21 protein-coding genes and 3 tRNA genes are annotated in these 22193 nt (G+C 71.1%); 15 read left to right on the top strand and 9 right to left on the bottom strand.

The features are described 5' to 3' along the window. Positions 1–60 precede the first annotated feature (60 nt). Positions 61–1659, top strand: a complete 1599-nt coding sequence (gene serA / locus PCA76_RS06515; protein WP_272616020.1) for a phosphoglycerate dehydrogenase — start codon at positions 61–63, stop codon at positions 1657–1659. A gap of 75 nt (positions 1660–1734) precedes the next feature. Here the strand turns inward: serA and PCA76_RS06520 are convergent, their stop codons facing one another. Together PCA76_RS06520 and PCA76_RS06525 are read right to left on the bottom strand one after the other, a co-directional pair. Then, positions 1735–2091 (bottom strand): hypothetical protein, encoded by a 357-nt coding sequence (locus tag PCA76_RS06520; RefSeq protein ID WP_272616022.1) that lies wholly within the window; start codon positions 2089–2091, stop codon positions 1735–1737. A gap of 344 nt (positions 2092–2435) precedes the next feature. Then, entirely contained in the window at positions 2436–3278 is an 843-nt protein-coding gene (locus PCA76_RS06525; protein ID WP_272616024.1) for an FAD:protein FMN transferase, read from the bottom strand. A gap of 224 nt (positions 3279–3502) precedes the next feature. Here PCA76_RS06525 and PCA76_RS06530 point away from each other — a divergent pair, with 224 nt between their 5' ends. Together PCA76_RS06530 and PCA76_RS06535 are read left to right on the top strand one after the other, a co-directional pair. Continuing rightward, positions 3503–4534: a 3-isopropylmalate dehydrogenase gene (locus PCA76_RS06530; RefSeq protein WP_272616026.1), complete on the top strand. Its 1032-nt coding sequence runs from the start codon at positions 3503–3505 to the stop codon at positions 4532–4534. Positions 4535–4697: 163 nt separating this feature from the next. Then, on the top strand, positions 4698–5795 hold the full coding sequence (locus PCA76_RS06535) for a branched-chain amino acid aminotransferase (RefSeq protein WP_272616028.1): 1098 nt from the start codon (positions 4698–4700) through the stop codon (positions 5793–5795). 155 nt (positions 5796–5950) lie between these two features. Here the strand turns inward: PCA76_RS06535 and PCA76_RS06540 are convergent, their stop codons facing one another. From PCA76_RS06540 to PCA76_RS06555, 4 genes are all read right to left on the bottom strand, one after another. Next, a complete protein-coding gene (locus tag PCA76_RS06540; protein WP_272616029.1) occupies positions 5951–6703 on the bottom strand; it encodes a tyrosine-protein phosphatase in 753 nt (250 codons plus the stop codon). A gap of 55 nt (positions 6704–6758) precedes the next feature. Beyond that, entirely contained in the window at positions 6759–7217 is a 459-nt protein-coding gene (locus tag PCA76_RS06545) for a PRC-barrel domain containing protein (RefSeq protein WP_272616031.1), read from the bottom strand. A 209-nt stretch (positions 7218–7426) separates the two neighbouring features. Continuing rightward, positions 7427–7957: a carboxymuconolactone decarboxylase family protein gene (locus PCA76_RS06550; protein WP_272616032.1), complete on the bottom strand. Its 531-nt coding sequence runs from the start codon at positions 7955–7957 to the stop codon at positions 7427–7429. Between the two features lie 2 nt (positions 7958–7959). Then, a complete protein-coding gene (locus tag PCA76_RS06555) occupies positions 7960–8520 on the bottom strand; it encodes a peroxiredoxin (RefSeq protein WP_272616034.1) in 561 nt (186 codons plus the stop codon). Positions 8521–8856: 336 nt separating this feature from the next. On the opposite strand from PCA76_RS06555, the gene cimA reads away from it, so the two are divergent. After that, the gene (gene cimA, locus PCA76_RS06560) at positions 8857–10440 is read left to right on the top strand and encodes a citramalate synthase (protein WP_272616036.1); all 1584 of its coding nucleotides are present in this window, start codon (positions 8857–8859) and stop codon (positions 10438–10440) included. A gap of 147 nt (positions 10441–10587) precedes the next feature. Here cimA and PCA76_RS06565 read toward each other — a convergent pair whose 3' ends face one another. After that, the gene (locus PCA76_RS06565; RefSeq protein ID WP_272616038.1) at positions 10588–11601 is read right to left on the bottom strand and encodes an endonuclease/exonuclease/phosphatase family protein; all 1014 of its coding nucleotides are present in this window, start codon (positions 11599–11601) and stop codon (positions 10588–10590) included. A 335-nt stretch (positions 11602–11936) separates the two neighbouring features. Between PCA76_RS06565 and PCA76_RS06570 the strand changes: the two genes are divergently transcribed. From PCA76_RS06570 to arfB, 7 genes are all read left to right on the top strand, one after another. Then, positions 11937–12446, top strand: a complete 510-nt coding sequence (locus PCA76_RS06570; RefSeq protein WP_272616039.1) for a hypothetical protein — start codon at positions 11937–11939, stop codon at positions 12444–12446. Between the two features lie 363 nt (positions 12447–12809). Beyond that, a complete protein-coding gene (locus PCA76_RS06575) occupies positions 12810–13859 on the top strand; it encodes an AAA family ATPase (RefSeq protein WP_272616041.1) in 1050 nt (349 codons plus the stop codon). Beyond that, positions 13856–14881 (top strand): DUF58 domain-containing protein, encoded by a 1026-nt coding sequence (locus PCA76_RS06580; RefSeq protein ID WP_272616043.1) that lies wholly within the window; start codon positions 13856–13858, stop codon positions 14879–14881. Before PCA76_RS06575 ends, PCA76_RS06580 begins: the two co-directional genes overlap by 4 nt. Then, positions 14878–15837 carry a VWA domain-containing protein gene (locus PCA76_RS06585; RefSeq protein WP_272616044.1) on the top strand — a complete coding sequence of 320 codons (960 nt, stop codon included), beginning with the start codon at positions 14878–14880 and terminating at the stop codon, positions 15835–15837. The genes PCA76_RS06580 and PCA76_RS06585 overlap by 4 nt, the downstream gene beginning before the upstream one ends. 38 nt (positions 15838–15875) lie before the next feature. Then, positions 15876–16730 (top strand): S1C family serine protease, encoded by an 855-nt coding sequence (locus PCA76_RS06590; protein WP_272616046.1) that lies wholly within the window; start codon positions 15876–15878, stop codon positions 16728–16730. Positions 16731–16840: 110 nt separating this feature from the next. Beyond that, a complete protein-coding gene (locus tag PCA76_RS06595) occupies positions 16841–17137 on the top strand; it encodes a hypothetical protein (RefSeq protein ID WP_272616047.1) in 297 nt (98 codons plus the stop codon). Between the two features lie 247 nt (positions 17138–17384). Then, positions 17385–17810: an alternative ribosome rescue aminoacyl-tRNA hydrolase ArfB gene (arfB, locus tag PCA76_RS06600; protein ID WP_272616049.1), complete on the top strand. Its 426-nt coding sequence runs from the start codon at positions 17385–17387 to the stop codon at positions 17808–17810. Between the two features lie 200 nt (positions 17811–18010). Here the strand turns inward: arfB and PCA76_RS06605 are convergent, their stop codons facing one another. Then, complete coding sequence (locus PCA76_RS06605; RefSeq protein ID WP_272616050.1) at positions 18011–18877, bottom strand: 3-methyladenine DNA glycosylase; 867 nt, start codon at positions 18875–18877, stop codon at positions 18011–18013. A 34-nt stretch (positions 18878–18911) separates the two neighbouring features. Next, entirely contained in the window at positions 18912–20450 is a 1539-nt protein-coding gene (locus tag PCA76_RS06610) for a hypothetical protein (protein WP_442930208.1), read from the bottom strand. 174 nt (positions 20451–20624) lie between these two features. Between PCA76_RS06610 and PCA76_RS06615 the strand changes: the two genes are divergently transcribed. The 4 genes from PCA76_RS06615 (at position 20625) to PCA76_RS06630 (ending at position 22053) form a co-directional block, all read left to right on the top strand. Beyond that, complete coding sequence (locus PCA76_RS06615; RefSeq protein ID WP_272616051.1) at positions 20625–21428, top strand: fumarylacetoacetate hydrolase family protein; 804 nt, start codon at positions 20625–20627, stop codon at positions 21426–21428. Between the two features lie 108 nt (positions 21429–21536). Then, a tRNA-Gln gene (locus PCA76_RS06620) sits at positions 21537–21608 on the top strand. Positions 21609–21744: 136 nt separating this feature from the next. Next, a tRNA-Glu gene (locus PCA76_RS06625) sits at positions 21745–21817 on the top strand. Between the two features lie 163 nt (positions 21818–21980). Then, positions 21981–22053, top strand: a tRNA-Glu gene (locus tag PCA76_RS06630). Positions 22054–22193: the final 140 nt, after the last annotated feature.

Raw genomic sequence — 22193 nt, forward strand, 5'->3', positions numbered from 1 at the left:
GGGCGCAGTGCGGCACCCCGTCGGCCGGGCCGATCGCATACACGACCTCTACGAGGACCGATGACTCCTGTCGTACTGATCGCCGAAGAACTCGCCCCCGCCGCCATCGAGGTGCTCGCCCACGACTTCGACGTCCGCCACGTCGACGGCACCGACCGTCCGGCTCTGCTCTCGGCGCTCTCCGAGGCTGACGCCGTCATCGTGCGTAGCGCGACCCAGATCGACGCCGAGGCGGTCGCCGCCGCGCCGCGACTCAAGGTTGTCGCTCGGGCCGGCGTCGGGCTGGACAACGTCGAGGTGCCGGCCGCCACCGCGCGGGGCGTGATGGTCGTCAACGCGCCCACCTCCAACATCGTCTCCGCCGCCGAGCAGGCCGTCGCGCTGCTGCTCGCTGTTGCCCGCAACACCGCGAGCGCCAGTTCCGCGCTCAAGGCGGGGGAGTGGAAGCGGTCGAAGTACACCGGCGTCGAGGTGCAGGGCAAGACCGTCGGCGTGGTCGGGCTCGGTCGTATCGGGGTGCTCTTCGCGCAGCGCATCGCCGCGTTCGGCACCCGGCTGATCGCGTACGACCCGTACATCCAGCCGGCTCGTGCGGCGCAGCTCGGCGTCCGCCTGGTCGGGCTGGAGGAGCTGCTGCGGGAGAGCGACTTCATCTCCATCCACCTGCCCAAGACGCCGGAGACGGTGGGCCTGATCGGTGAGAAGGAGCTGGCGATCGTCAAGCCCGGCGTTCGCATCGTCAACGCCGCCCGTGGTGGGCTGGTCGACGAGCAGGCGCTCGCGAACGCGATCGCCGAGGGTCGGGTCGCCGGCGCCGGTGTCGACGTCTACAGCAAGGAGCCGTGCACCTCGTCCCCGCTGTTCGCCTTCGACAACGTGGTGGCCACCCCGCACCTGGGTGCCTCCACCCACGAGGCGCAGGACAAGGCCGGTCTCGCCGTGGCCAAGAGCGTCAAGCTGGCGTTGCAGGGCGAGTTCGTCCCGGACGCGGTCAACGTGCAGGCCGGCGGTGTGGTCGCCGAGGACGTCCGGCCGCTGCTGCCGCTGGCGGAGAAGCTCGGCCGGGCGTTCACCGCGGTCGCCGGTGGGATTGCCGCCAGCGTCACGGTCGAGGTACGCGGCGAGATCGTCAGCCACGACGTGTCGGTGCTCAAGCTCGCCGCCACCAAGGGCCTGTTCAGCTCGGTGGTCGAGGAGCAGGTCACCTACGTCAACGCCCCGCACCTGGCCGCCGAGCGTGGCGTCGAGGTCACCCTGGCCACCGTGGCCGAGACGGCCGAGCAGCCCACCCTGGTGACGGTACGCGGAGCGCTGCCGGACGGCCGCACGGTCAGTGTCTCCGGCACGGTGACCCACTCCGGCACTCGGGACGTCCTGAAGCTGACCGAGGTGGACGGCTTCGATGTGGAGATCGGCGCTGAGGGCATCCTGCTCTTCCTGCGCTACGCCGACCGGCCCGGCGTCGTCGGCACGGTTGGCACCCTGCTCGGCGAATCGGGCATCAACATCGCCGCCATGCAGGTGGCTCGGCGTGAGGCGGGCGGCGAGACGCTGATGACGCTCACCGTCGACCAGGCGCTCGGCGCCGACCTGCTCACCTCGGCCGCCGACTCGATCGGCGCCACGGCGGCCAGCGCCGCGGACCTGCGCGACGAGTAGTAGACGAGAAGCACCGTGGGGGGCCTGGCGATTCGCCGGGCCCCTCGTCATTTCCCGCCCGTGCCGCCGGTCAGGTCAGCCGGGCAGTCGGGCCGGGGGTGGGTAGACCGAGCCGTCCTGCGGGTCGAAGAGCATCAGCCCGTGCTCGCCGGCCAGTCGCTCGATGTCCAGCAGCACCTGATCCGCGCAGGTCGGGTGCAGGTTCAGCTCGACATGGTCGTGGGCGGCGTGCAGTGGCGCCACCGCCCACGGGCTGTCCCGGCCGGGGTGACGGTCCGGATAGGAGGCGGTGATCGCCCGGTAGAAGCTGACCACCCTCGGGTCCGGGTAACGGTCCACGTGTCGCCCCTGCCGGCAACCGTTGACTGCTGTCCGCACGTCCTCGGGCGTCGCCCCGTCTTCCAGGGCCCACACGCTCAGATCGAAACTCACGGCGGATAGCGTGCCATCCGCCGTTCACCATGTCGAAACTGCCTCACCGCCGGTTCCCGCACTCTCCGGTGACGACGGTCCGCTGTGGAGACTCTTGCGTAGAGTTGCGTCGATTCGCTAGCGTACGCACTGCGGTCACTGGCCGAGTTCGAGGCGCCGGCCCGTCTTCGGGTGGCGCGGTCGACGTCCGGCCCGACCGGTCCGCACCCCTCGGTTGTGCGAGCCACGCGCACTCGTCGCTGACCGGCCCCCACGGTCGTTGCCGAGATTGTGGGGGCCGATCGCATGCCCGACCGAGGTGCGAATCGCCCTGGGGAGACGGGCTCGGTGCGTTGACGTTCCGCTCAGCGCCGGTGTGCGAAGAGCGCGCGATAGTCGGAGTTGCCACGGAACCACGCCAGACCGGTGGGGCCGGCGGCGTAGAGCGCGGTGGCGTAACCGTCCGCGATCGTGAGGTCGGGGCCCACGACGGTGGCGGCGACGAGGTGGTCGGCCGGCTCGCCGGTGTGCGGGTCCACCACGTGCCCCTGCCGCCCGGTCACCCCGGAGGTGCCGACCGCGCCAGCGGTCATCTCCAGCACCAGCGGCGCGCGCTCCGGTGCGGTCGGGTGGTGCACCGCGACCCGCCAGGGCCCACCGTGCGGCGCGTGGCCCCGGACGACGAGGTCGGCGCCGGTGAGTACGGCGTAGTCGTGGATGCCGGCGGCACGAAGCCTCTCGGCGGCGCGTTCCACCGCCCAGCCGCCGAGTAGACCGCCCGGGTCGAAGCCGCCGGGCACCGCCCAGGCGTCGAACCACCCGTCGGTGGCGGCGCGCATGGCCGAGCAGCGGTCCACGAGGTCGGCGAGCGGCGGGTACGAATCGGGGCTGATCTCGCCTCGGCGCAGCCGGGAGACGAGGCTCTCGGGCCGGTTGGGGCTGTAGGTGAGGTCGATGGCGCGCAGTTCCGCGACGCTGTCCCGCAGTGCCTCGCCCACGCCCCGGCGCCCGAGCCACTCGGGGGCGTTGAGGAGGAGGGTGTACTCGGCGGTCGCGGTGCGTACGGTGTGCTGCACCGCGATCCGGCCCTCGGTGGCGGTGGCCGGGTCGATTCGGTGCCTGCGGCTGCCGAGTCGGAGGTCCGGCCGGCGGTTGCGAAACGCGGACGGGTCCGGCCAGCGGGTCCGCGGCTGCTCGTCGATGCGCATGGCATCTGCCCCCTCGCATGTGGCGCCGCGTCGTCGCGACCCCGATCAGCGGGCCCCCTGACCCACTGACCACCACGGTATGCAGCGGAGATGATCGCCCCATGAGTCTCAGCTGAGAGGGTGCTGTGCATCCGCCAGTCCCAAATACTGGAAGCCGCGTACCGGGAGGCGGGACGGGGACGTACCGTTGCCCGGACGGAACCGTTGAACAGAGGAGTGCGGTCGTGGCGCGGATCGCGGTGGTGGCCGGGGACGGCATCGGACCCGAGGTGGTCGCGCAGGCCCGCAAGGTCCTCGACGCGGTGCTACCCGACGTGCAGGCCACCGAGTACGACCTCGGTGCCGCCCGCTGGCACCGTACCGGAGAGGTGCTGCCCGACTCGGTGCTGGCCGAGCTGGCCGGGCACGACGCGATCCTGCTCGGCGCGGTCGGTGACCCGACGGTTCCGCCGGGTGTGCTCGAGCGGGGGCTGCTGCTCAAGCTGCGGTTCGCCTTCGACCAGTACGTCAACCTGCGCCCGTCCCGGCTCTGGCCCGGGGTCGCCGGCCCGCTGGGCAACGTGAAGCCGGGCGAGGTCGACCTCGTGGTGGTGCGCGAGGGCACCGAAGGTCTCTACGCCGGGGCCGGCGGCTCGCTGCACCGGGACACCCCCGCCGAAGTCGCCACCGAGGAGAGCCTGAACACCCGGCACGGCGTGGAGCGGGTGATCCGCGACGCGTTCGCCCGCGCCGGCCGCCGGGAACGGCGCAAGGTCACCCTGGTGCACAAGACCAACGTGCTCACCCACGCCGGCTCGCTCTGGGCGCGTACCTTCGACGCGGTCGCCGCCGAGCACCCGGACATCGCCACCGAGTACCAGCACGTCGACGCGGCGGCCATGTTCCTGGTCACCCAGCCGCAGCGCTACGACGTGGTGGTCACCGACAACCTCTTCGGCGACATCCTCACCGACATCGCCGCCGCCGTCACCGGCGGGATCGGGTTGGCAGCCAGTGGTTGCATCAACCCCGAGGGCGCGTACCCGTCGATGTTCGAGCCGGTGCACGGCTCGGCGCCGGACATTGCCGGGCAGGGCATCGCCGACCCGGTCGCTGCGGTGCTCTCCGCGGCGCTGCTGCTGGAGCAACTCGGCCACGCCGAGTCCGCGGCCCGGGTCAACGCGGCAGTCGCCGCCGAACTGGCCAGCCGGACTCCAGGCGTAACGCTGCGTACCGAAGAGGTCGGCGACCGGCTCGCCGCCCACGCCGTAGCCTGACCGCCCCGGCCCGACCGGCGCCTGGTCCCGCGTCGGCCTGACCTGGCAATTCGTCGCGGCCGCCCGGCGTTACCCGCTGAACGACCGTTCGGGGTAAGTTTCTGGGCACAGCCATGTCGGTGTGCGGTCCCGCATGCCGTTGTCCCGCAGGGAGGTCAGCGCGATGAGCGGTGGTGACAAGCTCGACTTCGAGATCCGTCCGAATCCCGCGCCGGTATCCGCCGCCGATCGGGCCGCCCTGCTGGCCAACCCCGGGTTCGGCCGCGTCTTCACCGACCACATGATCACCGTCCGCTACGCCGACGGCAAGGGTTGGTACGACGCCCGGGTGGAGGCGCGCGGCCCGATCCCGATGGACCCGGCCAGCGCGGTGCTGCACTACGCGCAGGAGATCTTCGAAGGGCTGAAGGCATACCGGACGGCCGACGGTGGCGTGACGATGTTCCGGCCGGACGCCAACGCCGCCCGCTTCGCCGCATCGGCGCAGCGGATGGCGATGCCGGTGCTGCCGCCCGAGGTGTTCGTCGACTCGCTGCACAAGCTCATCGAGATCGACAGGGAGTGGATTCCCACCGGCGAGGACGGCAGCCTCTACCTACGGCCGTTCATGTTCGCCAGTGAGGTCTTCCTCGGCGTCCGCCCGGCCAACGAATACCTCTACATGGTGATCGCCTCACCGGTCGGGGCGTACTTCACCGGTGGGGTCAAGCCCGTCACCGTCTGGGTCTCTCCGGACTACACCCGGGCCGCGCCCGGCGGCACCGGCGCGGCCAAGTGCGGCGGCAACTACGCCGCGTCGCTGGCGGCCCAGGCGGAGGCCATCGAGGCCGGCTGCGACCAGGTCGTCTTCCTGGACGCGGTGGAGCGCCGGTTCGTCGACGAACTGGGCGGCATGAACGTCTTCTTCGTCTACGACGACGACACGGTGGTCACCCCGCCGCTGACCGGCACGATCCTGCCGGGCATCACCCGCGACGCCATCCTCACGCTGGCCGGGGCCGCCGGGCACCAGGTCGAGGAACGGCCGGTCACCTTCGCCGACTGGCAGGCCGACGCTGCCAGCGGTCGCCTGCGCGAGGTGTTCGCCTGCGGCACCGCCGCGGTGGTCACCCCGATCGGCGGCGTCAAGTTCCCCGACGGCGAGTTCCTCATCGGTGGCGGCGAGCCCGGCCGGGTCACCATGGCACTGCGCCAGCAGTTGGTCGACATCCAACGCGGCAAAACCCCCGACACCCAAAACTGGGTACAACGAGTCCTCTAACCCCCGCCCCCGCCCTCCCCGCCCCCGCCCCCGCCCCCGCCCCCGCCGTCGATCTAGGGCATATCGTCGTGGATGGAGATCCACTGACAGCGCTTTGCCCTAGATCGACGAGGTTAGGGACGGGGGAGGGGGAGGGGGACGGGGAGGGGCGAGGGCTAGGGGAGGGGCTTGTGGAGCAGGTGGTTGCGGAGTGCGGCTAGCTGCTCGTCGGTTACTCCCGCGTGGCGTAGGTACGCCTCGATCGAGCCGTGCCCTTCGCGCAACTCGTCCAGGAAGATCTGCATCGCCTCGGCGGGTGAGGCCAGGAACGGTGCCGGCAGCTGCGCGCCGTCCGGGTCGATGGCCGCCAGCCAGGCACTGAACCGCGCCGACGCCTCGCTGCTCAGCGCGTAGTCCGCGACGATGTCCGCGTCGTCGACGCCGAGCACGGCGAGGGTCAGCGCGCAGACGATGCCGGTGCGGTCCTTGCCGGCGACGCAGTGCACCACCACCGGGGCGTTGGCGGAGTCGGCGATCAGCCCGACCGCCTCGGCCAGCCCGGCGGTGCCGGTCTGTGCCAGGTCGGCGTAACGGTCCGCGAGGTATCGGGCCAGGCTGGCGCCCTCCTCGTGCGGCGTACCCGACCAGTCGTCGTGCTCCGGGTGGATGTGCCGGTAGGTCAGCCCCTGGTACGCCGGCACCCGACCGTCCCGCTCCACCTCGGTGGGGCGGCGCAGGTCGATGACGGTGCGGATCCCGATTGCGGCGAACGCATCCCGGTCCTGCTCGGTGAGGCGGTGCAGCGAGTCGGAGCGGTAGAGCCGGCCATGGCGTACGGAACGGTCGCCGTGACCGAGGTAGCCACCGACGTCGCGGAAGTTGAAGGTGGCGGGCAGCGAGATCTGGCGGTTGTCGTCGATGGCGTCCACGCTGACACGGTAACGGCCGGCGGGGCCACGCCCCACCGGCCGTCGGGCCGAACAGTTACCGTGCCGTGCCGGGTGGGAGCGCGCCGTACGTCTCGTCGTAGTAGCCGCCCAGCTGATCCCGGTAGCTCGGGTCGCTGTGGCTGGTCTCGTCGTACTCGGGGGCGGCCTTGATCTGGTCCCGGGTCCGGTCGACGGAAACGGTGCGCTGGTCGTGGTCGACAAGGTTGACGGTGCCGGCCGGCAGCATCACCTTCTTGCCGAAGATCCACGGGCCGGTGTCCACGACCAGGTAGCTGCCGTCCACCTCGTGGCTGGCGCTGTCGATCTTGCCGATTCCACCGTCGGTGGCCTCGACCTTGTAGCCGACCAGGTCAGCGTCGGCCACCCCGGCGTGGTCCCGGTAGCGCCAGGGGTCGAAGATCCCGGCGGGCGCACCGCCGGGCACGGTGCCCTGGTCGCCGCCGCGCAGCGGGTCCGGCCCGGCGTGAGTGGCGTGCGGATCGATCCTGTCCATGCCGTTCACTCCTGACTGTCGCCGATCGTCTCGGCGTCGGTGGGTGCGTCCCCGCAGGAGCTACCCGGCCGTCGGGGCCCGGAAACGGCGAGAGCCTGAGGCCGCGGTACGGCGAGAGGCCGCGGTGCGGCGAGAGCTTCAGGCTGCGGTACGGCGACGGGCCGACGCCGCGAGCTGCGGCATCGGCCCGTCGGGGCGTACGTACGTGCTCAGGCCAGTGCGGCCTCGGCGTCCAGGGTGACCGCCGCGGCGTGCACCACGGCGGAGATCCGCAGGGCCTCGTGCATCTGCTCCCGGGTGAAGCCGCTGCCGCGCAGCGCCTTCTCGTGCGAATCCAGGCACACACCGCAGCCGGTGATCGCCGACACGGCGAGGCACCAGAGTTCGAAGTCGCCCTTGTCCACACCGGGCCTCGCGATGATCTGCATCCGCAGTCGGGCCGGCATCGAGGCGTACTGGTCGTCGCCGATGAGGTGCTTGGCCCGGTAGTAGATGTTGTTCATCGCCATGATCGCCGCGGCGCCCTTGGCCGCCTCGACACCCTCCGGCCCGAGGTGCCCGAGCGCCTCGGCCGCGATCTCCCGCAGCACCACCGGGTTGCGGGCGGTCACCGCACAGGCCAGCGCGGTGCCCCAGGTCTGCACCGGAGTCAGCATCGAGGTGCCGACCGTGGAGCCCAGGTTGAGCTTGATGTCCTTGGCGTACTCGGGCAGGGCCGCCTTGATCGCGTCAAGACCCATGGTCAGACCCCGGCTGAGGCGAGGAGCGCGTTGGCGTCGAGGGTCTCGCCGCCCTTGTTCCAGTTGCACGGGCAGAGCTCGTCGGTCTGCAGCGCGTCGAGCACCCGCAGCACCTCGGCGACGTTGCGGCCGACCGAGCCGGCGGTGACCATGGCGAACTGGATCTCGTTGTTCGGGTCGACGATGAAGGTCGCGCGCTGGGCCACGCCGTCTTCGCCGAGCACGCCGCACGCGGCGGACAGCTCACGCTTGATGTCGCTGAGCATAGGGAACGGCAGCTCCCGAAGGTCCGGGTGATCCTTGCGCCACGCGTAGTGGACGAACTCGTTGTCCACAGACGCCCCGAGGACCTGTGCATCCCGGTCGGCGAACTCGCCGTTGAGCCGACCGAACTCGGCGATCTCCGTCGGGCAGATGAAGGTGAAGTCCTTCGGCCAGAAGAAAACCACCCGCCACTTGCCCTCGTGGGACTTGTGGTTGATCGTCTCGAACGCCTTGTTGGCGTCCAGCGATACGCAGGCGGTGAGTTCGTACTCAGGGAAGCGGTCACCGACAGTGAGCACAGGTCCTCCTTCTAGGCGGCACGGTGGCCGTAACTAGATCCGTTCCAGATGCTTCCGCACTGCTGTTTTCGCCGGTAGGCGGCCTGATGGTGTGTGAACCCGATCACGAGGGACGGGACCTGACCGAAGCTGGACGACGGCCGGGCTGAAAACACCCTCCGTTACCGTCCCGCTATGTGGATTGGTCCTCCCAAATTCCGGTGAAGGGTGGAAGAGTGGCGATCGTGACCAGCACCGTCCTGATTATTGCGACCTAGCGCGCCGGCCCCCTCCGCCGAGCGCGCAGACCTCCCGCATCCGCGGGAGGTCTTTTTGTTGCTCCGAGAAAGGATCCTGATGACGTTCCAGGTCTACGACACGACGTTGCGCGACGGCGCTCAGCGCGAAGGGCTCACCTACTCGGTGGTCGACAAGCTGGCGGTGGCCCGGCTGCTCGACGAGTTCGGCGTCGGCTTCATCGAGGGCGGCTGGCCGGGTGCGGTGCCCAAGGACACCGAGTTCTTCCGCCGGGCGCGAACCGAACTGGACCTGCGGCACGCCGTACTGGTCGCGTTCGGCTCCACCCGCAAGGCCGGTGTCGCGGTCGCCGACGACCCCCAGGTGCGCGCCCTGCTGGACGCGCAGACCCCGGCGGTGGCGCTGGTCGCCAAGGCCGACACCCGGCACGTCGAGCGCGCGCTGCGTACCACCGGCGCGGAGAACCTCGCGATGATCCACGACACCGTCAACCACCTCGTCCGGGAGGGCCGACGGGTCTTCGTCGACGGCGAGCACTTCTTCGACGGCTACCGGCACGACCCCGCGTACGGCGCGGCCGTTGTGCAGACCGCGTTGGCCGCCGGCGCCGAGCGGATGGTGCTCTGCGACACCAACGGCGGCATGCTGCCGTCCCAGGTGGGCGCCGTGATCGTCGATCTGACCGACAAGCTGGGGGTCGACGCCGGGCTGCTCGGCATGCACGCCCAGAACGACACCGCCTGCGCGGTGGCCAACACGATCGCCGCCGTGGAGGCGGGCGTCCGCCACGTCCAGGGCACCGCCAACGGGTACGGCGAACGCCCGGGCAACGCCGACATCTTCGCGGTCGTCGCCAACCTTCAACTCAAGCTGGGCATGCCCGTCCTACCGGAGGGCTGCCTGGCGCAGATGGTGCGGGTCTCGCACGCCATCGCCGAGATCGCCAACATCGCCCCCGACACCCACCAGGCGTACGCCGGGGCCGCCGCCTTCGCTCACAAGGCGGGGCTGCACGCGAGTGCGATCAAGGTAGACCCGTTGCTCTACAACCACGTGGACCCGTCGGTGGTGGGCAACGACATGCGGATCCTGATCACCGAGATGGCCGGCCGGGCCAGCGTCGAGCTCAAGAGTCGCGAGCTCGGTCTGGACCTGGCCGGCAGTCCGGATGCGTTGACCCGGGTCACCAAGCGGGTCAAGGAGTTGGAGGCGGGCGGCTGGTCCTTCGAGGCCGCCGACGCCTCCTTCGAGCTGCTGGTCCGCTCCGAACTGCCGGAGGGCGGCCCGGTCCGACCGTTCACTCTGGAGTCGTACCGGGTGTTGGTCGAGCACCGCGAGGACGGCGCGGTGGTCTCCGAGGCGACCGTCAAGATCCGGGTACGTGGTGAGCGGGTGATCGCCACCGCCGAGGGCAACGGCCCGGTCAACGCGCTCGACGAGGCGCTGCGGGTGGGGCTGGCCCGGCACTACCCGCAGCTGCGCGACTTCGAGCTGGCCGACTACAAGGTGCGCATCCTGGAGGGCAGCCACGGCACGGGCGCGGTGACCCGGGTGCTGCTGGAGACGGCCGATGGCACCGGCCAGGACTGGACCACAGTAGGCGTGCACCCCAACGTGGTCGAAGCCAGCTGGCACGCCCTGGTCGACGCCCTCACCTACGGCCTGGCCCCCACTCCCGTCTAACCCCCACCCCCACCCCCCCCCCACCCTCCCCAGCTCCCGCCCCGCGATCTTGCACTTTATGTCGTCGGTATAAGTCTTCTGCCCGCCATGTCGGGACAGTAAGTGCAAGATCGCGGGGCGGGAGCGGGGCAGGGGCGCGGGGCGGGGTTAGGGGGTTGGGAGGGTGAGGGTGGCCAGGACGGGGCGGTGGTCGCTGCCGGGGAGGGCGAACACTCTTACCGAGCGGACCGCGATGCGCCGGTCGACCAGTACGTGGTCGATGGTGACCGGTGGGATGAGGTCGCCGTCGTATGGACCCCAGGTGCCGGTCAAGCCCTTCCCGGTGGCGTCGGCGGCGTCGACGTAACCGGTGCGCAGCAGGGCCCGCAGAGGGCTGTGGTCGAGGGTGGCGTTGAAGTCCCCGGCGAGGATCTGCAGGCCACCGTTCGGGGTGGCCGGTGGTTGGGCGGTCAGGTCGGTACGCCAGGCGTCGACCTGGTCCAGCGCGTACGGCGCTGAGGGGTGGGCCGACTCGACCCGGACCGGAGGTGCGCCGGGGACGGCTACCGTCCCGTACGCCTGGGTGAAGCCCCAGCCGTTGAGGTTGCGCCGGACGCCGACGTCGGTGACCGGCCACCGCGAGTAGAGCCCCGAGCCGGGTGTGCCGATCTCCGCGTGCAGCTGCCGGTGCGGCAGTAGCCGGTCGAGGCCGAGCTGATCCAGGGCGGCCTGCGCGTCCGGCGTGAACTCCTGCACGGTGAGCACGTCCACCTCGTACCGCCGGACCAGCTCGACCAGCGTCCGCGCGTCGCCGGAGCCGGCGAGCAGGTTCGCGGTGAGCAGCCGCACGGGCCGCCCGGCGGTCGTCGGCTGCGGGGCGGCCAGCGCCCGGGGTACGACGGCGCCGAGCAGCGCCACCGCCGCCAGGGCCGCGACCGCCGCCGGACACCAGCGCCGCAGGGCGAGTGTGAGGGCCAGGGCCAGCATGCTGAATCCCGCGACGTACGGCGTGAAGGCGAGCGCCTGTACCAGCGGCCCGCGGTCCAGGCCGACCAGTCGGACGGTGGCCCAGAGGGCGGTTGGTGCGACTGCCAGCCAGCAGAGCGCCGTGCCGAGCCGAGCGCTCCGGTACCACCCGGGCGTGGGCGTGGAGGTGAGCGAGGACGGCCCGCCGACAATCATGGCGTGATCTTAGCGGGTCCCTCGAAACCATTTCATGAATGGTGATGCGCTCACATTTCACAATTATCTGACGGTTGATTGACAGCTCGGCAAAGCGAGATCACCTATTGACTCCCGGCTTTTTTCGGTGCTACGTTCCATCTGGCTCAACGACGCAACTCTGAGTAGTAATGCCAGCTCAGAGGGGATGCAGACCGTGGAGAAATCAACCTCACCGGGTGCAAGTGAGTGGGCTTTTCCCCGCCCCGCTGTCGTCGTCCGCCTATTTATGGGCAGTCATCCGTCCCGCCCCGCGGGTCGGCCGAATTCGCACGGTCACACAAGGGGGACCTGTCATGAGCACATTCTTCCGACGTAAGGTGGCGGCGGTAACGTTCGCCGTCCTGGCGCTCAGTCTCGCCGGTGGGGGCATCGCTATCGCCCAACCGTCGGCGAAGGCGCCGCAGGAGGCCGTCCAGCCGGCGGCACGCAGCACGAACTCCCAACCGCCGGTCACCGCCGAGTCGGCGCGTATGGCGAAGGCCGCGCTGAAGGCCAACTCGACGCTCGTCGCCACCACCACCACCAACATCGTCGTCGTCAACTCCAACGGCACCAAGGCACGCGGCGTCGGCACCGTCATCAAGTACGGTGTCGGCCAGTACGAGGTCCAGTTCGGTCACATCGTCACGGCTGGCGTTTTCGTGGCCACTGTCGGGCGGGCTGACGCCTGCTGCATCCCGCCGGCTGGCGAGATCTCGGTCGCACCCCGGCTCAGCACGCCCAACGCGGTCTTCGTGCAGACCCGCACCTCGGCCGGCACTCCGACCGACCTGGGCTTCCACCTGGTCGTCCACCTTTCCTGACCGAGCCGACGTCCGGCCCTCGCGCTTCGTGCGCGAGGGCCGGACCCTGTCTGCTCGCCGTCGCCGGGCACTCTGGCCGCACCTCGGCCAGCTCCGGTTTTGATCCACTCGGCTTCCTGGAAGTCGGGATGTCCCGGGCATGTGGACACCCCGGTTTCCGTGACACCGAGTCGATCAAAGTCCTCGGTCGCGGCCTGCCGGTCGTGGTCGCCCTTGGCCCGTCGTGGGACGGTTGTGCTCGCCTCGACGGGCTCGCGCCGGTCGTCACCCTTCCGCGCGGCTCATCCCCGTTCGGGCTACTCCGGGCCCGTTCGGGCCGCACAATCCGACGTTTGCTGGGCCTGTGCCAGGGAAGCAAGCACCGTGACGGACATCTCGGACACCCTGGCCAGCATGCCCAGCTCGGTCGATCCCGAGCCGACCGGCGTCGAGCTGGAACAGACCCTCTTCGAGGTCAAACGCGTGATCGTCGGGCAGGATCGCCTCGTCGAACGCCTGCTCACCGCTTTGATCGCCAACGGGCACTGCCTCCTGGAGGGTGTCCCCGGCGTGGCCAAGACCCTGGCCGCGCAGACCCTCGCCACCGTGGTCGGCGGCACCTTCTCGCGAATCCAGTTCACCCCGGACCTGGTGCCCTCCGACATCGTCGGCACCCGGATCTACCGGGCCTCGAAGGAGACCTTCGACATCGAGCTGGGTCCGATCATGGCCAACCTGGTGCTGGCTGACGAGATCAACCGTGCCCCGGCGAAGGTCCAGTCGGCGCTGCTGGAGGCGATGGCCGAACGGCAGGTCTCGATCGGCGGGCGCAGCTGGCCGGTCCCGCAGCCGTTTCTGGTGCTGGCCACCCAGAACCCGATCGAGTCCGAGGGGGTCTACCAGCTCCCGGAGGCACAGCGCGACCGGTTCCTGATGAAGGTGGTGGTCGACTACCCCAGCGACGCCGACGAACTGGCCATCCTCTACCGGATGAGCACCGACCGGCCGAGCCCGCGCCGGGTGCTCGACGCGCAGCGGCTGCGGGACCTCCAGATTCACGCCGAGAGGATCTTCGTCCACCACGCGTTGGCCGAGTACGTGGTGCGGCTGATCCTCGCCACCCGTGACCCGGGCCGGTTCGGGCTGCCGGAGATCGCCCCGCTGTTGGCGTACGGGGCCAGCCCCCGGGCGACCCTGGGCCTGGTCGCGGCCGCCCGGGCGCAGGCCCTGCTGCGCGGGCGGGAGTACGTGCTGCCCGAGGACATCCGGGATCTGGCCGTCGACGTCCTCGCCCACCGGCTGGTGCTCTCCTTCGACGCGGTGGCCGACGGGGTGTCAGCCGAGAGCGTCGTGCGACGGCTCGTCGACGCGGTGCCACCGCCCAGGCTGGCCAGCGGACACCCGCTACAGGCGCCGGATCTGGCGGCGGCATGAGACGCGTGCACGTCGCGCCGGCCGCCGCGCCCGGCGACCCCGGCCTGGCCGAGCTGGCGCCGGACCAGCGGCTGCGCCGCCTGGAACTGACCGTCACGCGCCGACTGAATGGTCTGCTGCACGGCCAGTACCGCGGCCTGCTGCCCGGACCGGGCAGTGAACCCGCCGGCAGCCGCGAGTACCGGCCGGGCGAGGACGAGGTCCGACGGATGGACTGGGCGGTGACAGCTCGCACCGCCGTGCCGCACGTCCGTCAGGTCGACGCCGACCGGGAACTGACCACCTGGCTGCTGGTCGACGGCAGCGCCAGCATGGAGTTCGGCACCGCCGAGTTGGACAAGCGGGAACTGGCGGTGGCCGCGGTCGCGGCGGTCGGCTTCCTGACCGCGGGCGTCGGCAATCGTCTGGGCGCCCAGGTGCTGCGGGCCGACGGGGTACGCCGCTTTCCGGCCCGCAGCGGGCGTACCCATCTGCTTGCTCTGCTTCGCACGCTGCTCGCCGCCCCGCGCGCGACCGCGCCCGACGGTCGACCTGGGCGCGTGCCGGCGGCCGCGCCGCCGGATCTGACGGACGGGCTCGACGCGCTGCACCGGGTCGCCAACCGGCGCGGGTTGGTCGTGGTGGTCTCCGACTACCTCGACGGCCTGCCCGACGATCCCGGCCAACCAGCGCCCTGGGAGCGGACCCTGCGTCGGCTGGCCGCCCGGCACCAGGTGCTGGCGATCGAGGTGACCGACCCGCGTGAGCTGGAGCTACCGGACGTCGGCCTGATCACGCTCGTCGACCCGGAGACCGGGCAACGCCGCGAGGTGTGCACATCGGACCGTCGGCTGCGCGAGCGGTACGCCGAGGCCGCCGCCGCCCAGCGGGATCAGGTCCACGAGGCGTTGCGCCGCAGCGGAGCCACCCACCTGGCGCTGCGCACCGACGGGGACTGGAGCGCGGACATCGTCCGGCACGTACACGCCCAACGTCGGCTGGCCGCCGCGCCGGTCGGCCAGCCACGGGGAGGTGCCGCGTGATCTGGCAGTCGCCACTGCGACTCTGGCTGCTGCTCGGCGTGCTCGTCCTGGTCGTCGCGTACCTGGTCATGCAGCGCGGACGCAGCCGGTACGCGGTCCGCTTCACCAACCTGCGGCTCCTGGACCGGGTGGCGCCGGAACGGCCCGCCTGGCGTCGACACGTACCCGCCGGGCTCTTCCTGGCCATGCTGGCGCTGCTCGTGGTCGGTTTCGCCCGCCCCAGCGCCGAGGTCCGGGTGCCCCGGGAACGTGCCACGGTGATGGTGGCGGTGGACGTCTCCACGTCGATGCTCGCCACCGACGTGGAACCGGACCGGTTGGCCGCGGCGAAGCAGGCGGCTCGGCGCTTCGTCGAGGGCCTGCCCGACGAGTTCAACGTCGGTCTCGTCGCGTTCGCCGGCAGCGCCGCCGTGCTGGTGCCGCCGGGCACCGACCGGGACGCCCTCGACGAGGGGATCGACCGGCTCGCCGAGGGGATTACCGGCGTGCAGGGCACCGCGATCGGCGAGGCCATCAACACCTCACTCGGCGCGGTCAAGAGCCTGGACAGCGAGGCCGCGAAGGAGACGCCGCCGGCCCGGATCATCCTGCTCTCCGACGGCGCCAACACCTCCGGGATGGACCCGATGGAGGCGGCGGCGGAGGCGGTGAAGGCGGAGGTGCCGGTGCACGCCATCTCCTTCGGAACACCGTCCGGGTTCGTGGACCGCGGTGGACGGCCCATCCAGGTGCCGGTCGACGGGCAGACCCTCAAGGCGGTCGCCGAGGAGACCGGCGGCATGTTCCACGAGGCCAGCACCAACGACGAGCTGCGCGCGGTCTACGACGACATCGGCAGCTCGGTCGGCTACCGCACCGAGCGGCAGGACATCTCGGCCCGGTTCATCGGCCTTGGCCTGGTGTTCGCGATGGGTGCCGCCGCCGGTTCGATGCGCTGGTTCTCCCGGCTGCCCTGACCGCCGCACACAACCGACGTCGACCGTGAGGAGTACGCATGGCAGTGCAGACCGGACTGGGCGAACCGCGCGGGCCCTGGTTCATCTCACCGGAACTCGACCCGGACGGGCGCGGGTGGTGGGACACGCCCGAGCGTGACCCGGGCGGGCGACGGCCCCGACGGCTGCTCGCCGCGCTGGCGGTGGTGGCGGTCTCCGCCGTCTCGGGCGCCGTCGCCGGTGGCGTGGTGGCCGGCCGGGACGGGGCTCCGGGCCCGGCCGCGGCGTCCGCCGCTCCGGTGCCGGCCGAGTTGGTCACCGCGGCCGCGCGGACCGTACCCGGGGTGGTGTCGGTGCTGGCCGGAGGCGGAACCGGCGGCTCCGCGACCGGCTCGGGCTTTGCCGTGGACGACCAGCAGCACCTGATCACCAACGATCACATCCTGGCCAAGGGGGGTGGCGGGCCGGTGACCGTGGAGCTGCCCGACGGCCGACGGTTCGCCGCCGAGGTGGTCGGACGGGAACCGCGCAGCGACCTGGCGGTGCTGAAGGTGCCGGCATCGGCCGGTCTCACCCCGTTGCCGATGGCCAAGCCAGGTGCGACCCGGGTCGGTGAGCCGGTGCTCGCGGTGGGCTCACCGCTCGGTCTGGCCGGGACGGTCACCGCGGGCATCGTCAGCGCGTTGGACCGCGAGGTGCGGCTGGGCAACAACCGGCACAGTGCGGTGCAGACCGACGCGTCCATCAACCCCGGCAACTCGGGTGGGCCACTGGTCAACGCCCGGGGGGAGGTGGTCGGGGTGAACACCGCCATCGCCACCATCGACGGAAACGGTTCGATCGGCATCGGATTCGCCATCCCGATCGACCAGGTGCAGCAGACCGCCGACACGATCATCGGCAAGGGTGGCTGAGCTGCTCGAACGGCCTGGCAGCGGGCAGTGACAACGCTGCCTCTGTCAGATATCCGGCCCCGCAGCATCGGGCCATGGAAATATTACGCTGGGTATGGATACTGGCGGAGGTGGAGCGTCCTCTTCTCACGGTCCTCCTGCTGGTGGGCCTGATCATCGGATGTGCAGTGGGGTCGGCGTACGCCCGGGCACGACGCGGGTGGAACGATTACCAGACCGTCAAGAAATCGGTGCCGGGCGCCCGTCGAGGCGCCTGGTCGCTGATCCGTGGGGTCACCGTGAAAGCCGGGGTGATCGCGCTGCTGCTCTTCGGCGCGGTCGCGTACGCGGCGGTCGGCTCCGACAAAGAGACCGCCGGACCGGCGCCCAGCCAGTCCCCGACGCAGAGTGAGCCCCCGCACCGATGACCCCCTCCGCGGGTGAGCCCCGCCTCAGATAGCGAGGTTCTCCGCGCGAACGGGGCCACTCCAAACCGCCGCGCCGATCTTGCAGTTTCGGTCGCCGAACTGCGTGGAATGCCCCTTACGTCGAGGCAGCAATCGCACGATCGCGGGGCTCACTTGGTAGCCCACCGCAACTGCAGGATCGGCGAGCGGGGCGGGTTGATGGACAGCCGCTCCACCTGATGAACGGCGTTGGCGTTAGCCTCGGGGCGTGGACGACGGACTGCGGGTGACCGACCGGTGGGTCGTCCCCGCCGGGGAGCTGCGGGAGCGCTTCTCCCGCTCGTCGGGGCCGGGCGGGCAGGGCGTGAACACCGCGGACTCCCGGGTTGAGCTGAGCTACGACCTGGCCAACTCGCCGGCCGTGCCCGAGTGGCTGCGGCCGCGGGCGCTGGCCAGGCTGGCCAACCGCCTGGTCGACGGGGTGCTGACGATCGCCGCCAGCGAGCACCGGGCCCAGCTGGCCAATCGGGAGGCGGCCCGCGCACGGATGACCGCACTGCTGCGGGAGGCCGCCGCGCCCCCACCTCCGGCCCGCCGAGCGACCCGCCCGTCTCGTGGGGCCAAGGAACGCCGGCTGGCCGAGAAGAAACGCCAGTCCCAGCGCAAGCGCGACCGCCGCGCCGACGACGACTAGCCCCAACGCCGTGGCGGGCGACAAAGTGCCCGTACAGGCCATACCCCCATGCCCGACGCGGGGCCAGCCTCGCGATCTTGCAGTTACTGCCTCGACATAGGGAACATTCCACGCATCTCGACGACCGAAACTGCAAGATCGGCGTGGGGTGGGGTGGGGTGGGGTGGGGTGGGGTGGGGGTGAGGGTGGGGTGGGGTGGCTTAGGCGGGGATGGCGGCGAGGAGTCGGGCGCGCAGTACAGCGGCACGGTCGGCGAACGCGCGTTGGGCCGCTGCGTACTCCGCCCGACCCTCCGGAGTCTCCACCCGCACCGGCGGATAGCCGAGTGCGGCCAGGTCGTACGGGCTGGCCCGCATGTCCAGCGTGCGGATCTCCCGGGCCAGGTCGAACGTGTCGGCCACCAGTTCCGAGGTGACCAGCGGGGACAGCTTGTACGCCCACTTGTACAGATCCATGTTGGCGTGCAGGCAGCCCGGCTGTTCGAGTGCGTGCTGCGACTCCCGAGTCGGGGTGAGCAGGTTCAACGGCCGGGCCGGCGGTGTGAAGAACCGGAACGCGTCGAAGTGGCTGCACCGTACGCCCCGCTCGTCGACGACCTCGGCGGTCTGCTCCGGGGTCAGCCGCAGCGGCCAGGCGTTGTGTCGCAGCTCCTCACGGGTCTGCCGGTAGACCATCGCCCACTCGTGCATCCCGAAGCAGCCGAAGTGCGGAGCCCGTCCACCGGTGGCCGCCAGTAGGGAGCGGATCCAGGCGATCGATTCGCCGCGGCGCGCGCGTACCGCATCGGTGTCGAGGGTGACCCCGGCGGCGGTGGCGCGGTAGTCCCGGCCGAACTCGGCCGGATCGGCGTCGCGCAGCTCGACCCGGGCCCCCGGATGCCAGCGTCGTAGCTGGGCCGGGCGGTGCGAGTAGTAGGTGAACAGGAAGTCGGCCACCGGATGCCGCTCACCGCGCCGTCGGCGGGCCAGGTGCGGGGTCAACCAGACGTCCACCCGCTCCTCGTGGGCCCGCCGGCGGGCCTGCCACTGCGCCACGTCGAGCACGGCAGGGGCGAGGGCGGCGGTCACGCACCCAGGGTACGACCGCCGCCCACCCCGCCGGTCAGGGCATCTGCACCCGAACACCGGCCGAGAACACACCGCTGCGCAGCTCCAGCTGCTGGGGCGGGTCCCGCCCGTCGACGGTGAAGACCAGCGGGAGCACCATCCGAGTGCCCGCTGCCATCGGGTCGGCGAAGACGTCCCGACCCAGGTTGGCCGTCCGTGTGGCCGGCTCGTCGGTGCTCACCCAGCGCCCGCCGGGCAGGTACGCCCGTTGCAGCTGGCCGTGCCAGGGCTGATGGTCGCCGGTGACGTTGCGCACGCCCACGGTGGCCTGACAGCGTCGGCCGTTCGCTGGTGCGGCACCGCCACCAGCGTTCCCGGCGGTGCCGGGCGCGCCGCAGGACATCCGGTAGACGGTGAACTCGAACGCCGACTCGCGCAGCGGCACGCCCACCGGCCCGCTGACTCCGGTGCCGCTCCACGCGCCGCTGGTGGGCTGTTTCTGCGTGTCGATCGCCGAGACCTGCCGGGTCGCCGTCCATCCCGCGGTGCCGACGACGCCGGCCAGCACCACCACGGCCGCACCCACCAACAGCCAGACCGGCGGGGTACGCCGACGCCGCACCGTGCTCGGGGCTGCCGGGCGTGGATAGATCGTCCCGCCGCCACCGTCTGATCCGCCGCTGCTGGCCAGTGCGGCAGCCGTCACCCGACGACCGCGCCGACGACGCCACACCCACACCAGGGCGGCGCTGATGAGCAGCAGGACCGCCAGTCCGGCGAGCAGCACCGGGTACCGGCGCCAGGGCGGCGCCTCGGTGACCTCGGCTGCCGGTACTGCGGCGGCCTTCCAGGTGGCCGTGGCGCAGTCGTACGGCCGGCTGCCGTCACTGGTGAACGCGCACGCCGGCGCGGTCAGCGGTTGGCCAGGCGCGGTCGCGGCGAGCGCGGTGCCCAGCGTGGTGGTGCTGTGTGCCGGCAGCCGCAATCGCCAGGTCACCTCGGTGGTGGACCCGTCTGCTCGAGTGGACCGGCCGCCGGCGCTGATCGCGGTCGGCGACGAGCCGGGCGGCAGCTCCTGACGCACGGTGGTGTCGACCGGCGCGTTGCCCACGTTGCGCACCTGGATCCGGTACCTCGGTGCCGGGCTGCTCTCCGGGGCGACCGCCACCGTGACCTGTTGCGGGGGCGCCGACGCCGGTGGCCGGGTCGGTGGTGCCACCGCCGGTGGCGCCGAGGGCGGGGTGGGTTCGGCCACCCGCGCGACCACGGCAACGGGTGGTTGCGTGGCCTTGGCCAGCGGGGCCATCGGGACCCCGGGCGTCGCGGCGGCCGTTTGTGTCACCCCGGCCGTTGGTGGCGTGGCAGCCGTTGGCGGTGTGGCGCCCGGTGGCCGCGTGACCGCCGGTGGTGTCGTGGCTGCCGGTGGTGTGGCTGCCGGTGGTCTTGTGGCGGCCGGTGGTCGTGTGGCGGCCGGTGGTCGTGGCGCGGCCGCCGCCTCCGGGGCCGCCGTCGGCAGGGCCGGCACGGCGGCGAGGATGCCGAGGCAGTGCACAAACACTGCGAGGGCTCTGTGGTGTCGTGTCGATGCAGGCATACGAACGAACCTCCGGAGCCGACGCTAGGGGCGACCCGGCTCCGTGCGGGTACGAAGTCGGGAAGCGCGCCCCGCTCACCCGCAGCCCCGATAGGGTGCCGCGCGCTGACGTGTTGAGCACACCCGACGGCCGGTCCTGGCCGGTGCGGGTGTCGGCGGGGCTAGATTGGCCGGGTGCGTATCGCTCGTTTTGCCCATGCCAAGGGAATGTCGTTCGGTGCCGTCGAAGGCGAACCGGAGGCCGGGCCGCAGGGCCTGACCATCGCCGAGATCGAGGGTCACCCGTTCGGCAAACTGTCCTTCACCGGGGCCCGTTGGGCCCTCTCCGACGTCCGGCTGCTCTCGCCGATCCTGCCCAGCAAGGTCGTCTGCGTCGGTCGCAACTACGCCGACCACGCCGCCGAACTCGGCAACGAGGTGCCCAAGGAGCCGCTGCTCTTCCTCAAGCCGTCCACCTCGGTGATCGGCCCCCGCGACGCCATCCGACTGCCGATCTTCTCCAAGCAGGTCGAGCACGAGGCCGAGCTGGCGGTCGTGATCGGAGCGCCGGGCGCGCGCCGCGCCGACCGCGCCGCCGCCGAACGCGCCATCTTCGGCTACACCTGCGCCAACGACGTCACCGCTCGGGACCTCCAGCGGTCGGACGGGCAGTGGACCCGGGCCAAGGGCTTCGACTCGTTCTGCCCGATCGGCCCGTGGATCACCACCGGTCTGGACGTCTCCGACCTGGAGATCCGGTGTGAGGTGGGTCGCAATCCAGAGGAGATGGAGGTACGCCAGCTCGGCCGGACGAAGGACATGGTCTTCGACGTGGTGGGCCTGGTGTCGTACATCTCGCACGTGATGACATTGCTGCCCGGCGACGTCGTTCTCACCGGCACTCCCGCAGGGGTTAGCCCGCTCGTCGAGGGGGATACGGTCACCGTGCGGATCGAGGGCATCGGAGAGCTCACCAACCCGGTGGTTCCCGTCGCCTGATCCGTCTGATGCCCCTGTTTCCGCAGCTCGCAGGCGGTTCGGGGGGATCGGATTTGGCCTGTCGGCACCGGGAGGGTAAAGTTCACTCCCGGCACCGCAAGGGGCCAATGGGGTATGGGGTAATTGGCAGCCCGACTGATTCTGGTTCAGTTAGTCTAGGTTCGAGTCCTGGTACCCCAGCGCTGCTGGAATTCGCGAGAAGTCCAGACGCTGGATTCTGACGGAGTTTCGACTCCGCCCCTCCGGGGGCGGAGGGTGGTCTCCGGTAGAGTGCAGCTCCTCCGCCCGTCAGGGTGGGGGAGCAAGAAGTAGTTCTGGCCCCGTCGTCTAGTGGCCCAGGACGCCGCCCTCTCAAGGCGGTAGCGCCGGTTCGAATCCGGTCGGGGCTACATTGTGCACAGCCCGTCTCACCTGGTGAGGCGGGCTGTTTCGTTGTCTGTTTCTTCCGCGCCGCCGCGCTGCTGCGGGCCTGTACCCCGCGCTCACCCCAACCGACGGTGCCGCTAGACTACAGCCGCACCGCCCGCGAGGGCGGTGAACGGAAATAGTTCTGGCCCCGTCGTCTAGTGGCCCAGGACGCCGCCCTCTCAAGGCGGTAGCGCCGGTTCGAATCCGGTCGGGGCTACAAACCAAAGGCTCGTCTCGCAACGCGAGACGAGCCTTTCTGTCCCCTGCCCTCCTGCCCCCGCCCCACCCCCTTCCCCCGTTGATCATGAAGTTATTGCCACCTGCCTCGGCGTGTCTTGGCAACAACTTCATGATCAA

The organism is Micromonospora sp. LH3U1 (genome assembly GCF_028475105.1).
Classification (GTDB): Bacteria; Actinomycetota; Actinomycetes; order Mycobacteriales; family Micromonosporaceae; genus Micromonospora.